This is a genomic window from unidentified bacterial endosymbiont, assembly GCF_918797525.1.
Classification (GTDB): Bacteria; Pseudomonadota; Gammaproteobacteria; order Enterobacterales; family Enterobacteriaceae; genus Enterobacter.
Map to the genome: position 1 here is coordinate 4,490,663 of NZ_OU963893.1, position 14,930 is coordinate 4,505,592.

Here is a 14,930-nt window from a genome sequence, read left to right on the forward strand (position 1 = left end):
GCTTTTTAGTTTTTTTAGAATCAGCGCGTCGCGTTAGCTGGCGTCTTCATATAACGGAAGAAATCGCTGTCCGGGCTGAGAACCATCACATCCTGGTTGCCCTGGAAGCTATTCTCGTAGGCACGCAGACTACGAATGAAGGCGTAGAAGTCCGGATCCTGGCTGAAGGCATCGGCAAACAGTTTCGCGGCCTCAGCGTCACCTTCACCACGCAGAATACGACCCTCACGCTCAGATTCTGCCAGCGTTTTGGTTACTTCGTAGTCCGCTGCGGCACGCAGTTTCTCAGCTTGTTCCTGGCCCTGTGAACGGTGGCGACGGGCGACCGCTTCACGCTCAGCGCGCATACGGTTGTAAATTGCCTCGGACACTTCCGCTGGCAGGTTGATCTGCTTGATACGCACGTCAACCACTTCAATACCCAGCGCCGCCATACTGTTCGGGTTGACCACCGGTACATTACCGTTGGTTTCAGCCTGAACACGTTCTGCCGCTTTAGCAATCGCGTCATCCGCTGCTGGCGTTTCGACTTCGTCTTCAGTACCCGCTGAACCCGAGTTCAGGGCATCACGTACTTCCAGGGTCAAACGACCACGGGAGTCGGTTACGATGTCTTTCACATCCAGACGACCAATCTCAGAACGTAGGCGGTCAGAGAACTTACGTTTCAGCAGAACTTCCGCCTGAGAAACGTCACCGCCGCCCGTTGCCAGGAAGTAACGGCTGAAATCACTGATGCGCCATTTGATGTAGGAGTCAACAATCAGGTCTTTCTTCTCTTTGGTCACGAAACGGTCGGCCTGGTTATCCATAGTCTGAATGCGGGCATCAAGCGTTTTGACTGACTGAATAAAAGGAACCTTAAAGTGCAGACCCGGCTGATAAATTACCGGACGTTTGTCGCTGTCACGCACAACACTGCTGAACTGGAACTTGATCCCACGCTCGCCCTCTTTCACCACAAAAATAGAGGTATAAAGCACGACAAGCGCGATGATGACGATCGCAATAACTGACTTACGCATCCTTATTCCCCCTGACGCTGGTAGTCGTTACGCTGCGCATTAGCACGGCGTTGGTTCATAATGTCACCATCGTTCGAAGAAGGCGTTGTGTTCGCGCTGGAATTACCGGATGACGCAGGTGGGACGCGCAGCAGGTTACTGGCACCGCTGTTCTCCGCTTTCGCTGGTGCAGAACCGCCTTTCAGCATCTGATCCAGCGGCAGCACCATCAGGTTTCCACCCTTGCTGTCGTTAACCAGCACTTTACGCGTATGGCTCAGCACTTTTTCCATGGTCTCGATATACAGACGCTCGCGGGTAATTTCCGGCGCCGCTTTATATTCAGGCAGGATCCGGGCGAAACGAGCCACTTCACCCTGCGCCTCGAGGATGGTACGGGTTCTGTATGCACGCGCTTCTTCCAGAATACGCTGCGCCTGACCGTTAGCACGCGGCTGCACTTCGTTGGTGTACGCTTCTGCTTCACGAATGTACTGCTGCTCGTTTTCACGTGCGGCAATCGCATCGTCAAAGGACGCTTTTACCTCTTCAGGCGGACGAGCGGCCTGGAAGTTGACGTCCAGCAGAGTGACACCCATGTTATATGGACGAATGGTCTCTTCCAGCTCACGCTGGGTATCGCTACGAATAACGGTACGACCTTCCGTCAGGATACGATCCATGGTGTATTTACCGATCACGCCACGCAGGGCGCTATCAGTCGCCTGGCGCAGGCTGTCATCAGCACTGGTCACGCTAAACAGGTAATTCTTCGGATCGGTAATGCGATACTGGACGTTCATCTCAACGCGAACCACGTTCTCGTCAGAGGTGAGCATCACGCCGGAAGCAGCCAGTTCACGGACAGACTCCACGTTTACCGCGGTGACGCTGTCAATGAAGGTCGGTTTCCAGTTCAGGCCCGGTTCAACCAGATGGCTGAACTTACCAAAACGTGTCACCACGCCGCGCTCGGCTTCTTTGATGGTGTAGAATCCGCTGGCTGCCCAGATAATCACCACAGCAGCAGCCACGATGCCCACAATGCGGCCACCCATTTGCGGGCGTGGCCCCTGGGTGGAATTTCCACCCGAACCGGAACCTTTACCCCCGCCAAGACCACCAAGCTTTTTGCTTAGCTTGCGGAAGATATCATCGAGATCCGGCGGCCCCTGCTCGCGACCACCTTTGTTGCCATTTCCCCCAGAGTTGCCGCCTTGATTATTGCTGCTTCCCCACGGGTCGCGGTCCTGTCCGTTATTACCGGGCTGATTCCACGCCATGTATATGCTCCATATTTGTTATGCAAGGGCGAATTATTCAGGCATCCCCTTTCTGATCAGACGATATAGTCGACCAGCGCAGGTTCTTGTTTACAGAGGCGACGCCAGTCAACGATCGGCATACGCACCAGCATCCCCACGCTGCCGTCATCCTCCATCCACTCTTTTTCTATCGCCTGAAGCTGATAAAACCGGCTGCGCAGCCTGCCTTCCTCTGGCGGTAATCGCAGCGTATGCTGGGCGACCTCACCGGAAAGACGTTCTGTTAAAGCCTGGAAAAGAAGTGGCACGCCAATACCGGTCTGAGCTGAAAGCCAGACCCGAATCGGTTTGTTCTCTTCATCACGGTCGATACGTGGTTCAAAATCGTCCAGCATATCGATCTTGTTCATCACCAATAGCGTTGGAATTTCGTGGGCCTCGATCTCTTCGAGCACCACGTCTACCGCATCGATGTTCTCCTGCACACGTACGTCTGCAGCATCAATCACGTGCAACAGCAAGGTCGCCTGTCGCGTCTCCTGCAGGGTGGCTTTAAACGCGGCCACAAGGTCATGCGGCAGGTGGCGAATAAAGCCTACGGTATCTGCCAATACGGTTTCACCGACGTCGGCGACGTCAATACGGCGCAACGTGGGGTCCAGGGTCGCAAACAACTGATCTGCGGCATAAACCTGAGCCTCGGTGATCAGGTTAAACAGGGTGGATTTACCGGCATTGGTATATCCCACCAGCGACACCGTTGGGATATCGGCTTTCGTTCGCGCCCGACGCCCCTGCTCACGTTGTTTCTCAACTTTAGCCAGACGTGAAAGGATCTGGGTAATACGGCCACGCAGCAAACGGCGGTCGGTTTCGAGCTGGGTTTCCCCCGGACCGCGCAAACCAATCCCGCCTTTTTGTCTTTCAAGGTGGGTCCAGCCGCGCACCAGCCGCGTTGCAAGATGGCGCAATTGCGCCAGTTCAACCTGCAGCTTACCCTCATGGGTACGCGCACGCTGAGCAAAAATATCTAAAATCAGCCCCGTACGATCGATAACACGGCATTCGCAAAGCGCTTCCAGGTTACGTTCCTGGGCTGGAGACAGCGCATGGTCAAACAACACGACTGATGCACCGGTTGCTTTAACGGCATCGGCAATTTCGACTGCTTTACCTTCACCAACAAAATACTTCGGGTGCGGCGCTTTACGGCTTCCGGTGATCACCTGCATCGCTTCGACGCCAGCGGAAGAGACCAGAGATTCAAACTCCTGGAGGTCTTCCATATCTTTGTCTTGCGAAAAATAGATGTGTACCAGCACCGCATGCTCACCGGCATCATAACGGTCAAACAAGCTGTATAATCCTCAAAAAATCAGCGGGGAACGCAGGATCCCTGGCTCCCCGTGTGGATAACAGCAAGAAACCTTATTCGGTATCTTCGCTGTCCTGCGCAGGAGAAGAAGAACCCTGCGCGTTGCTGCCATGATGATAGTTACTACCTGTGCCGCCGCCAGCGTTATTGCTGTGATGAGATACCGGACGAGACGGAACAACGGTAGAAATAGCGTGCTTATAGACCATCTGGCTGACCGTGTTTTTCAACAGAATCACGAACTGATCGAAAGACTCAATCTGACCTTGCAGCTTAATACCATTCACCAAATAAATAGAAACTGGAACACGTTCCCGACGCAATGCGTTCAGGAACGGATCTTGTAAAGATTGCCCCTTAGCCATTCTATCTTTTCCTTATATGCTTGTTTTGTACTTAGAACCTTGCGATTCTGAAAAATTGCGCACGATACGACTTAATTGTACACATTCAGTGAGCGATATCACCAATAACCTCAATCACTTCGTTTAACGCCTGTTGCGGTTTTTCACTGTCTAACCAGTGAACCCCCTCCCAACCGCGTAACCAGGTGATCTGGCGCTTCGCTAACTGCCTCGTGGCGCAAACACCTCGATAAACCATATCATCGTATGAAATCTCACCTTCAAGATACGACCACATCTGGCGATACCCCACACAACGAATGGAAGGCATATCCGTATGCAAATCTCCACGGGCAAAAAGCGCCCGCACTTCTGCTTCAAAATCTGAAGCCAACATCTGATGAAAACGCTGCTCAATTCGCTGATGCAGCAGTTCACGACTCGCCGGGGCGATAGCGAACTGATGCACCTGATACGGCAGAGCCTCTCCTGACGTTTGCGTCAGTTCCGTTAAAGTTTTACCCGAAATGAAAAAAACTTCCAGTGCCCGGGAAAGCCTTTGCGGATCATTTGGATGGATCCGTGCTGCAGCAACCGGATCAATCTCTGTTAGTTGCTTATGCAAAACGTCCCAACCCTGCTCTGCCGCCTGCTGTTCTATTCGCGCTCTGACGTCGGGATCTGCTGATGGAAGAGGTGATAGCCCTTCCAGCAACGCCTTGAAATAGAGCATAGTTCCGCCAACCAACAGCGGAATACGCCCCGCTGCGGTTATCTCGGCCATTTGGGCTAAGGCATCACGGCGGAAATCCGCTGCGGAGTAAGCCTGGGCCGGGTCGAGAATATCCAGCAAACGGTGCGGTGCCGCACGCAACTCTTCCTCGTCAGGCTTCGCCGTGCCGATGTCCATTCCCCGATAAATGAGGGCAGAATCAACACTAATCAACTCTACGGGCAAAACTTTACGTAACTCAATGGCTAACGCCGTTTTGCCGGAGGCCGTTGGCCCCATTAAAAAAATCGCCTTAGGCAGGCTCGCCGTACGTGCATCAATCATGTTTCAGGGCGGTCATCGCCATTTTTAAATCAACAGGTTGTAATAATCCACCCGGCGGCGCTTTTACCAGATGCGGACAAAGTCGTTCAACCTCCGCCAGCACGTTAATCGCCTGCGCCATACTCCAGGTAGCGTGTTCGCAAGCCAGATGGCGGGCAATCCACTGCGCGATGTCAGCGGCCTCAAACGAGGGTTGTTGCGCCAGGTAGCCTATCAGTTCAGGAATCAAGTTTTGTAAATTTTGTTGGCGTAAGGGTAAAGGCACTGCGCGAATTGTCACATGCTGCGCTTCCAGCACGATTTCAATGCCCATCTGCGCAAGCTGCGCCGCTACGCGCTGCAATACCTTTGATTCTTCCTGGGATATTTTCAGCCGCACCGGGATCAGCAGCGGCTGCCCGCAGGCTGCGTTTTGCCCCGGCGTGAGTTGCGCCTGTTTAAGCCAGCGTTCTGCAACCGGCAGCGCCAGCAACATCACTTTACCCTCATGTTCCAGTAAGGCCATATCCGGCGCCACAATCATCAATACCCGGCCAAAGCTCTGGCTATGCCCGTCCAGGGAAGGCGTGGTCGCCACGGTATGCTCTTTTCGCTCATTCGCAGGCGTGTCCAGCAATTTACGGTACAGTGCCCCCTGCTGTTTTTGATAGCCGGGCTGGGCGTTTGGATAGTTCGCACCGGTTGGGCGTGCCGCACCTGCACCGCCCGCCGCAGCGTAACGCGGCGCGGCCAGTTCGCGCGCAACGGCAGGTTCAGCAAAATGGTTGCGTCCTGCGGCAATACGGTTTTCAGGAAGTGGACGCGGCGCGGGCTCTGCGTTCTCCAGCGGCAGTGTCGGTTCGGCCTGCTGCTGCAAAACGCTGACCACACCCTGATAGATAAAATCGTGCACCAGACGCGACTGGTGGAACCGCACCTCGTGCTTGGCGGGATGAACGTTTACATCAACCTGATGCGGATCTATTTCCAGATACAATACAAACGCGGGCTGCCGATCTGCGTCGAGCTTATCTTCGCAGGCCTGGCGAATAGCGTGGTTAATCAGGCGGTCGCGCATCATCCGACCGTTTACATAGCAATACTGGATCTCAGCAAACGCGGCGCTGCTCGCACTGGGATCGGCAACCCAGCCGCGCAGGGCCAGATCGCCGTGCTGCCATTCAATCGCCAGCGCTTGTTCCAGAAACGGTGTCCCGCAAATAGCGCCTAAGCGACGCTCTTTTTGTCCACCTTCCGCCACCGCGCGATACTGACGCATCACCTTGCCGTTGTGGCTGAGGTTGATGGTGACATCGAAGCGCGCCAGCGCGATACGGCGGATAATCTCATCGATATGGCCAAACTCGGTCTTCTCGGTACGCATAAATTTGCGTCGGGCGGGGGTGTTGTAAAACAGATCTAGCACTTCGAGCGTAGTCCCGACAGGATGCGCCGCGGGCTTAACCGTGACGTCCATATCGCGTCCTTCAGCATACGCCTGCCAGGCTTCCTGCTGCTCCGCGGTGCGTGAGGTTAGCGTTAGCCGTGAAACGGAGCTGATACTGGCCAGCGCTTCACCGCGAAAACCGAGGCTAATGATGGCTTCAAGATCGTCCAGCGAGGCAATCTTACTGGTGGCATGACGCGCCAGCGCCAGCGCCAGCTCGTCTTTTTTGATGCCGCTGCCGTTGTCACGAATACGGATAAGCTTTGCGCCGCCGCGTTCGATATCAATATCAATACGGGTTGCGCCCGCATCGAGGCTGTTTTCCACCAGCTCCTTCACCACCGATGCAGGGCGCTCCACCACCTCACCGGCGGCGATTTGGTTCGCGAGCTGCGGCGGTAGAATCTGAATCGGCATGAATTCTCCTTAGTTGGTCGCAGTCATTTCACCAGGCAGCGCTGCACTGGCCGTCTGGCCTGCCCCACTCTGCGGTGCGGACTGGAGCGGATGCGCGTTAAAGTAGTTACGCAGACCCTTATAAATTGCGTCGGCAATCTGCTGCTGGTAGCCATCGCTGCCCAACAGGCGCTCTTCACCGCTATTGCTGATAAAGCCCGTCTCTACGAGGATGGACGGAATATCCGGCGAACGCAGAACCCCAAGGCTGGCATGTTCAGGCCGACGTTTATGCAACACGCCAATGCTCTGCAACTGGCTCAATACGTTAGTCGCTACATCATACCCGACGCGCTGAGAATGACCGAACTGTAAATCCAGAACCGCCTGGCTGAGGTAGGGATCGGACTGGCTGTTTGCCAGAACATCACCCGCCCCGCCTAACAGTTCAGACTGCTTCTCATGCTCCTCAAGCCAATTAGCCATTTCGCTATTGGCGCGGCGGTTCGAAAGCACCCAAACCGAGGCGCCGGTGGCGTTACGGTTTGGCGCGGCATCCGCATGAATCGACACCAGGAAGTTGGCATTCTGTTTACGCGCAACGTCTGAACGCCCCATCACAGAGATAAAATAATCGCCGTCACGGGTCAGCACCCCTTTGAACATGGGATCGTCGTTTAACAGCGTACGTAGCTTACGGGCAATGGCAAGGGTCACATTCTTCTCGCGCAAACCGCCCGAGCCAATAGCGCCTGGATCTTGTCCGCCGTGACCAGCGTCAATGGCGATAATGACTTTCTCACCGCTGACGGATGGCCGCGCACTGGCTGCCGGACGCGTCACCGTATTGCTGCTGGTGGCCACGGTCATCCGGTCGTTTTGCGATTTAAACGGATTACGCGCAGGTTCAGAAGGACGCGGGGTGTAAACCGGCGCCTCTGCGCGCTTTGCCACAACCGCTGGCGGAGGAGGCGGCGGCGGCGGCGCATCGGCTTTGATGGTAAAGACAACCGTGTAGTTCGCACCGTTTTGTTGCTTGACCGCCTGGGTTTTCCCTTTTTCGGTCAGATCAACCACCAGGCGCAGTGACTGGGCGTCCTTCGGCGTCCCGGAACGAATGCTTTTTACCAGATTATTGCCGCTAAACTGAAGCGGCAATCCCTGGATAACCCCAGTCTGTTTGATATCCAGCGCCACGCTGTGGCTATCGGGTTGAGAAAACGCATACTCAGGATCGCCCATAAAGCTGAAGGTGATCCTGGCCTGGTTCTCCCCGTTTGAGACCTGAATATCCGAGAGATTTGCCGCCCCAGCCTGTGCGCAGAACAGCAGCGTAGCGGCCAACAACCATCCTTTAACACGATTTACCATCCCGTCATCCTCACGCTTAATCTGCCAGACGCGACAGTAAGGAACCGCCTGATGAGGAAACAGCGCTGATGCGCGCCTCACGCCCTTGAGCCTGGTAATCTAAGTGAATTTCGACATCCGGATCAGGCAACACACCCGCTCCTTGTTGCGGCCACTCCACCAGACAGATGGCATCGTTAGCAAAATAATCACGGATCCCCATAAATTCCAGTTCCTCAGGATCCGCCAGACGGTATAAATCGAAGTGGTACACCACGATATTTCCAAGGGTGTAGGGTTCTACCAGGGTATAAGTTGGGCTTTTCACATTCCCGTTATGGCCTAGCGCCTGCAGAAAACCCCGGCTGAACGTGGTTTTACCTGCGCCCAAATCCCCATACAGATTAATGACGGTTGCCCCCTGACAGGCCTGCGCCACGCGCTTGCCGAAATCTAAAGTGGCTTGTTCATCAGGTAAAGAAATCGCTCGATTAGTCATTTTCTACGTCAATCACATCCGGGTTAACAACACGTCGTAGCGTGCAAAAAAGATCGGTGGCCAGCATACCGCGTGTGCCGTAACGCGCCAGCCTGTCGGCCGCTGCGCCGTGGACAACACAGCCCGCACAGGCTGCATCATAAAGCGGAAGTTTCTGTCCAAGCAATGCGCCGATAATGCCGGAAAGCACATCGCCCATTCCGCCGCTCGCCATTCCCGCATTTCCGGCATCAATAATGCCTTGCGCTTCGTCGCTGGCGATAACGGTTCCCGCCCCTTTCAGAACCACAACACCTCCGTAACGTTTTACCAGACGATGGGCAGAAAGTAAGCGGTCGCTTTCAATTTCTGCCACGCTACAGTTAAGCAGCCGCGCGGCTTCGCCGGGGTGAGGTGTCAGAATGCGATTGTGACGTTTATCCGGGTTGATTGCCAGAAGGTTCAGCGCGTCGGCATCCCACAGCATCGGTTTACGAAAATTCTCGGTTTTTTGCAGGGCCTGTTTGCCCCAGGCCTGTTGTCCTAGCCCTGGGCCGATCACCACGACATCCGCCCATTCCAGACCCTCTTCAAGCGTTTGCGGCGTAAGCTCATGCACCATCAGTTCAGGGCGAGCAGTAAGCATTGGCGCAATATTTTCACTGCGCGTGAGAACGCGAACCAGCCCTGCGCCGCTGCGCAACGCTGCCTCGCTGGTCATGCGGATCGCCCCGGCCGTGCCCTGGTCACCGCCAATAATCACCAGCCTGCCATGATCGCCTTTATGCGACGTCGGACGACGTGGCGGGAGCCACTGCGCAAGCTGCGAGGCGTCAAAGCGTGTGAGGTGCGTATCCTGCCCTGCAAGCCAGCTTTCAAGGCCCAGCGCAGTGTGGTGCAGTGTGCCCACCACATCCCGCGCTTTACCGGTAAGCAGCCCCGGTTTTAGGCCAATGAAGGTCACGGTGTGTGTGGCACAAATCACCGCGCCTGGCGTTGCACCGGTTTGCGCCATCAGGCCAGAGGGAATATCCAGCGCAACAATGGGCGCGGCATGCGCATTAGCGCGCTCAATCAGTGCGGCAATAGCGTCGCGTGGCGCACTGCGCAAGCCAGTGCCCAACAGGCCATCAATAATTAAATCAATATTATCCGGCCAGATACTGTCTGGCGCATGTATCACGCCACCAGCGTTAAGCCAGGCTTCCCGCGCCGCGCTGGCTTCGTCCGGCAACGGCTTATCGCTCTCCAGCGCCAGCAGGGTCACTTGCAGCCCGGCAGCAGCGGCCAGACGAGCGATAACCCAGGCGTCGCCGCCGTTATTGCCGTGTCCGCATAAAATTAACCAGCGTGAGGCGCCCGGAAATGCCGCGCGAGCAACGCGAAACGCCGCCTCGCCCGCTCGCTGCATCAGTTCATAAAGCGTGATGCCGAGACTGTCTGCAGCCTCTTTTTCGGCGTATCGGAGGTCATCCGCATGCCAGATGGAATGTGGTATACTTGCGGGGTTTTTCTTCACACTATGGTCCGTCATGTCACAGCCCCTCGATCTCAATCAGTTAGCGCAAAATATTAAACAGTGGGGTGCTGAGCTTGGCTTCCAGAAGGTAGGTATTACCGATACCGACCTCTCCGCCAGCGAACCTAAACTGCAGGCGTGGCTCGACAAACAGTACCACGGCGAAATGGCGTGGATGGCACGTCATGGCATGATGCGGGCTCGCCCACACGAACTGTTACCGGGTACCTTACGCGTTATTAGCGTGCGCATGAACTACCTGCCCGCCAATGCGGCCTTTGCGCGCACGCTAAAAAATCCCTCTCTGGGCTACGTCAGCAGATACGCCCTTGGGCGTGATTATCATAAGCTTCTGCGTAACCGCTTAAAAAAACTTGGGGAAACTATTCAGCGGCACTGTGTTTCGCTGAATTTTAGACCCTTTGTGGATTCTGCGCCTATTCTTGAACGCCCGATCGCTGAAAAAGCCGGGCTTGGCTGGACAGGTAAGCACTCACTTATCCTCAGCCGCGATGCCGGGTCGTTCTTCTTCCTGGGTGAATTACTGATTGATTTACCCCTGCCGATAGACGGCCCGGTCGAGGAAGGCTGTGGCCGCTGCGTGGCCTGCATGACCATCTGCCCGACGGGTGCGATTGTCGAGCCTTATACCGTGGATGCGCGCCGTTGTATCTCCTACCTCACCATCGAACTGGAGGGTGCAATTCCGCAGGAGTTTCGTCCGCTTATCGGCAACCGTATCTACGGTTGTGACGACTGCCAGCTCATCTGCCCGTGGAACCGCTATTCACAGCTCACCGACGAAGAAGACTTCAGCCCGCGTAAAGCGCTGCACGCCCCCCGGCTCATTGAATTGTTCGCCTGGAGCGAAGCCTGGTTTTTGAAAGTGACGGAAGGCTCGGCCATACGCCGTATCGGCCATCTGCGCTGGCTGCGAAACGTCGCCGTTGCGCTGGGTAATGCTCCGTGGGATGACGCCAATATCCAGGCGCTCGAAAGCAGAAAAGGTGAGCACCCACTTCTCGATGAACACATAGATTGGGCGATTGCGCAGCAAATTGACAAGCGGAATGCCTGCGTGGTCGAAGTACAGCTACCGAAGAAACAGCGTCTGGTCAGGGTGATTGAAAAAGGGCTTACGCGGGACGCCTGAACTATTCACAGCCTGTGAATAAAAATCGAAACTCAAGCGCCATCGGGCCTGGCTAACAGATCAAGCGATCTTCCTGACATTACGAAATAAAATTTAATTGATTATTTTCAATGAGTTATGTGATACCACCTCACCCTGCTATGCTTTCGCTATAGTCGTCCAGCTCACGCGTCCTGTGGATAACTCTGTTTAAAAGCGTATTTCAGATGAAATAAAAATCGTCCCCAACGAAAAACTTCGCTGTGGATATTTTAGATTAAGAAGAAGAATTTGGAGCGGGAAACGAGACTCGAACTCGCGACCCCGACCTTGGCAAGGTCGTGCTCTACCAACTGAGCTATTCCCGCTTGGTGGTTCTGATGCTGTGTGTATCTTACGATACTTTCAAATTTTGGAGCGGGAAACGAGACTCGAACTCGCGACCCCGACCTTGGCAAGGTCGTGCTCTACCAACTGAGCTATTCCCGCTTGGGTGGTTCTGATGCTGTGTGTATCTTACGATACTTTCAAATTTTGGAGCGGGAAACGAGACTCGAACTCGCGACCCCGACCTTGGCAAGGTCGTGCTCTACCAACTGAGCTATTCCCGCAAATCTGCACTGCTTTTGCTGCTGCCGTAACCTGTAATTCTCTGTCGTTACGGGAGGCGCATTATACGAGAAATTCGTTTAGCTGCAACCCCCCGTAAGGCTATTTTTTTGAAATTCAGTTCAAGTGCTTAATTATTCGGCAAGCTGAACAATTTAACGTCAACCCCCCCGGCTGCGCAAGGCGAGAGGTCGCAAAATCACAGCTTAATAAAGTTTTCGCGGTAGTACGCCAGCTCCGCCACGGACTCCCGAATATCGTCCATCGCCTGGTGCGTACCCTGCTTTTTAAAGCCATCCAGAATCTCAGGTTTCCAGCGGCGCGCCAGCTCTTTCAGGGTGCTGACATCCAGATAACGGTAGTGGAAATAAGCCTCCAGCTCCGGCATATACTTAAACAGGAAGCGACGATCCTGGCCAATGCTATTGCCACAGACAGGCGATTTTCCTTCCGGAACCCACTGCTTCAGAAATTCTATGGTCGCCAGCTCCGCCTCACGGTCACCCTGAGTGCTGGCCTTTACGCGCTCCACCAGCCCGCTGCCGGTATGGGTACGCACGTTCCAGTCGTCCATCAGCGCCAGTTGTTCATCGGACTGATGAACCGCAATGGTTGGCCCTTCCGCCAGAATATTCAGGTTGGCATCGGTGACAAGCGTAGCGATCTCAATAATGCGATCGCGCTCGGGATCCAGCCCGGTCATTTCAAGATCGATCCAAATCAGGTTGTTTACATCCGCGCTCATGTTATTTTCCACCCTTCTCGCATAATCGGCTGTAGCAGGTTAACTAGTATTAATTAGAGTGTATCATAGAGGTTTTGCCCCTTACGGGCGACCAGGAGCCAGTGCGATTGAGTAAAAATAAACTCTCCAAAGGGCAGCAGCGCCGCGTAAATGCCAATCATCAGCGTCGTCTTAAAACCACGTCGGAGAAGGTCGATTACGACGACAACCTGTTTGGCGAGCCGACTGAAGGCGTAGTGATCAGCCGTTTCGGTATGCATGCCGACGTGGAATCCGCCGACGGTCAAACCCACCGCTGCAACATTCGCCGCACCATCCGTTCGCTGGTTACCGGAGACCGCGTGGTCTGGCGGCCAGGCAAAGAGGCTGCGGAAGGCGTAACGGTAAAAGGTATCGTTGAAGCCGTACATGAACGTACGTCGGTGCTCACCCGTCCCGATTTTTACGACGGCGTTAAGCCTATTGCGGCCAACATCAACCAGATTGTCATTGTTTCAGCCATTTTGCCCGAGCTGTCGCTCAATATTATCGACCGCTACCTCGTTGCCTGCGAAACGCTGCACGTTGAGCCAATCATTGTGCTGAACAAAATCGATCTACTGGATGACGCAGGCATGGCCTTTGTGAATAAGCAGATGGATATCTACCGCAATATCGGTTATCGCGTCCTGATGGTTTCCAGCCACACCAAAGACGGCCTGAAGCCGTTAGAGGAAGCATTAACCGATCGCATCAGCATTTTTGCGGGTCAATCCGGCGTGGGTAAATCGAGCCTGCTGAACAACCTTCTCGGCCTCCAGCAAGCGATCCTGACCAACGATGTGTCGGATGTATCTGGTTTGGGCCAGCACACTACCACCGCCTCACGCATGTATCACTTCCCGCACGGCGGCGACGTGATCGATTCCCCGGGAGTTCGTGAATTCGGTTTGTGGCACCTTGAGCCGGAACAAATCTTCAACGGATTTGTCGAATTCCATGAGTATTTAGGCGCTTGCAAATACCGTGACTGTAAACACGATAATGACCCAGGCTGCGCTATCCGCGAAGCGGTGGAGAACGGTGAGATTGCAGAAACCCGCTTCGAGAACTACCACCGCATTCTGGAGAGCATGGATCAGGTAAAAACGCGTAAAAACTTTTCTGATTCTGATAACTGACAACTAAGCTAAGCATCGCTAAAATCGTTCCCTTTTTTCAGGTTCCGGCAGCGTTATGCCGGATCAGGAACGACAAAACAATGGCCTGGAGGCTACCTTGTTAAACTCATTTAAACTTTCGCTTCAATACATTCTGCCAAAACTGTGGCTCACTCGCCTGGCGGGCTGGGGCGCAAGCAAACGAGCTGGCTGGCTGACTAAACTGGTCATCGACCTGTTCGTGAAGTATTACAAGGTCGACATGAAAGAAGCGCAGAAGCCGGATACCGCCAGCTACCGTACTTTCAATGAATTCTTCGTCCGCCCGCTGCGTGATGAAGTGCGCCCGTTAAATACCGACCCTAACGTGCTGGTCATGCCTGCTGATGGCGTCATCAGCCAGCTTGGTAAAATCGAAGGCGACAAAATTCTGCAGGCGAAAGGCCACAACTACAGTCTGGAAGCGCTGCTGGCAGGTAACTACCTGATGGCGGATCTGTTTCGCAACGGCGTCTTTGCGACGACCTATCTGTCACCACGCGACTACCACCGCGTTCACATGCCATGTAACGGTATTCTGCGCGAAATGATCTACGTGCCAGGCGATCTGTTCTCTGTGAACCACCTGACCGCGCAAAACGTGCCGAACCTGTTCGCCCGTAACGAACGTGTTATCTGTCTGTTTGATACTGAATTTGGCCCAATGGCGCAGATTCTGGTGGGGGCAACCATTGTAGGCAGCATCGAAACCGTCTGGGCAGGCACCATCACCCCGCCACGTGAAGGCGTGATCAAGCGCTGGACCTGGCCTGCCGGTGAGGCCGAAGGCGCCGTGGCGCTGCTGAAGGGTCAGGAGATGGGTCGCTTCAAGCTCGGCTCTACCGTTATCAACCTGTTCGCGCCGGGTCAAGTCAACCTGGCTGAATCGCTGGAAAGCCTGTCGGTCACAAAACTGGGTCAGCCGCTGGCCGTGTCTACCGCGTCCTTCGTGACACCGGACGCAGAGCCTGCGCTGCTGACAGAAGAAGAGATCGCCGCCGAACACGACGCCAGCCCGCTGGTTGACGACAAAAAAGACCAAGGCTAATAAC

13 protein-coding genes and 3 tRNA genes are annotated in these 14,930 nt (G+C 54.7%); 3 read left to right on the top strand and 13 right to left on the bottom strand.

Annotated elements, in window-relative coordinates:
• Window positions 1-20 precede the first annotated feature (20 nt).
• From hflC to nnr, 9 genes are all read right to left on the bottom strand, one after another.
• Window positions 21-1,025, bottom strand: a complete 1,005-nt coding sequence (hflC, locus tag NL510_RS21440; protein ID WP_253380191.1) for a protease modulator HflC — start codon at window positions 1,023-1,025, stop codon at window positions 21-23.
• Between the two features lie 2 nt (window positions 1,026-1,027).
• Entirely contained in the window at window positions 1,028-2,287 is a 1,260-nt protein-coding gene (gene hflK, locus NL510_RS21445) for an FtsH protease activity modulator HflK (protein WP_253380193.1), read from the bottom strand.
• Between the two features lie 56 nt (window positions 2,288-2,343).
• Complete coding sequence (gene hflX, locus NL510_RS21450) at window positions 2,344-3,624, bottom strand: ribosome rescue GTPase HflX (protein ID WP_253380195.1); 1,281 nt, start codon at window positions 3,622-3,624, stop codon at window positions 2,344-2,346.
• 73 nt (window positions 3,625-3,697) lie between these two features.
• Window positions 3,698-4,009 carry an RNA chaperone Hfq gene (hfq, locus tag NL510_RS21455; protein ID WP_152083197.1) on the bottom strand — a complete coding sequence of 104 codons (312 nt, stop codon included), beginning with the start codon at window positions 4,007-4,009 and terminating at the stop codon, window positions 3,698-3,700.
• An 85-nt stretch (window positions 4,010-4,094) separates the two neighbouring features.
• On the bottom strand, window positions 4,095-5,045 hold the full coding sequence (miaA, locus tag NL510_RS21460; RefSeq protein WP_253380197.1) for a tRNA (adenosine(37)-N6)-dimethylallyltransferase MiaA: 951 nt from the start codon (window positions 5,043-5,045) through the stop codon (window positions 4,095-4,097).
• Window positions 5,038-6,888 carry a DNA mismatch repair endonuclease MutL gene (gene mutL / locus NL510_RS21465; RefSeq protein WP_253380199.1) on the bottom strand — a complete coding sequence of 617 codons (1,851 nt, stop codon included), beginning with the start codon at window positions 6,886-6,888 and terminating at the stop codon, window positions 5,038-5,040. Before mutL ends, miaA begins: the two co-directional genes overlap by 8 nt.
• 9 nt (window positions 6,889-6,897) lie before the next feature.
• Complete coding sequence (gene amiB, locus NL510_RS21470) at window positions 6,898-8,238, bottom strand: N-acetylmuramoyl-L-alanine amidase AmiB (protein WP_253380201.1); 1,341 nt, start codon at window positions 8,236-8,238, stop codon at window positions 6,898-6,900.
• Window positions 8,239-8,254: 16 nt separating this feature from the next.
• Window positions 8,255-8,716, bottom strand: a complete 462-nt coding sequence (gene tsaE / locus NL510_RS21475; RefSeq protein WP_253380202.1) for a tRNA (adenosine(37)-N6)-threonylcarbamoyltransferase complex ATPase subunit type 1 TsaE — start codon at window positions 8,714-8,716, stop codon at window positions 8,255-8,257.
• Window positions 8,709-10,229: a bifunctional ADP-dependent NAD(P)H-hydrate dehydratase/NAD(P)H-hydrate epimerase gene (nnr, locus tag NL510_RS21480; protein ID WP_253380204.1), complete on the bottom strand. Its 1,521-nt coding sequence runs from the start codon at window positions 10,227-10,229 to the stop codon at window positions 8,709-8,711. The genes tsaE and nnr overlap by 8 nt, the downstream gene beginning before the upstream one ends.
• Here nnr and queG point away from each other — a divergent pair.
• Window positions 10,228-11,367 (top strand): tRNA epoxyqueuosine(34) reductase QueG, encoded by a 1,140-nt coding sequence (gene queG, locus NL510_RS21485; RefSeq protein ID WP_253380206.1) that lies wholly within the window; start codon window positions 10,228-10,230, stop codon window positions 11,365-11,367. The two genes, nnr and queG, sit on opposite strands and share 2 nt — an antisense overlap.
• Before the next feature lie 271 nt (window positions 11,368-11,638).
• Here queG and NL510_RS21490 read toward each other — a convergent pair.
• The 4 genes from NL510_RS21490 to orn form a co-directional block, all read right to left on the bottom strand.
• Window positions 11,639-11,714 (bottom strand) — tRNA-Gly (locus tag NL510_RS21490).
• Between the two features lie 45 nt (window positions 11,715-11,759).
• Window positions 11,760-11,835, bottom strand: a tRNA-Gly gene (locus NL510_RS21495).
• A gap of 46 nt (window positions 11,836-11,881) precedes the next feature.
• A tRNA-Gly gene (locus NL510_RS21500) sits at window positions 11,882-11,957 on the bottom strand.
• 197 nt (window positions 11,958-12,154) lie between these two features.
• Window positions 12,155-12,700 (bottom strand): oligoribonuclease, encoded by a 546-nt coding sequence (orn, locus tag NL510_RS21505; RefSeq protein WP_253380208.1) that lies wholly within the window; start codon window positions 12,698-12,700, stop codon window positions 12,155-12,157.
• A gap of 107 nt (window positions 12,701-12,807) precedes the next feature.
• Here orn and rsgA point away from each other — a divergent pair, with 107 nt between their 5' ends.
• Window positions 12,808-13,860, top strand: a complete 1,053-nt coding sequence (gene rsgA / locus NL510_RS21510; RefSeq protein ID WP_253380211.1) for a small ribosomal subunit biogenesis GTPase RsgA — start codon at window positions 12,808-12,810, stop codon at window positions 13,858-13,860.
• 97 nt (window positions 13,861-13,957) lie between these two features.
• Window positions 13,958-14,926: an archaetidylserine decarboxylase gene (asd, locus tag NL510_RS21515; RefSeq protein WP_253380213.1), complete on the top strand. Its 969-nt coding sequence runs from the start codon at window positions 13,958-13,960 to the stop codon at window positions 14,924-14,926.
• Window positions 14,927-14,930: the final 4 nt, after the last annotated feature.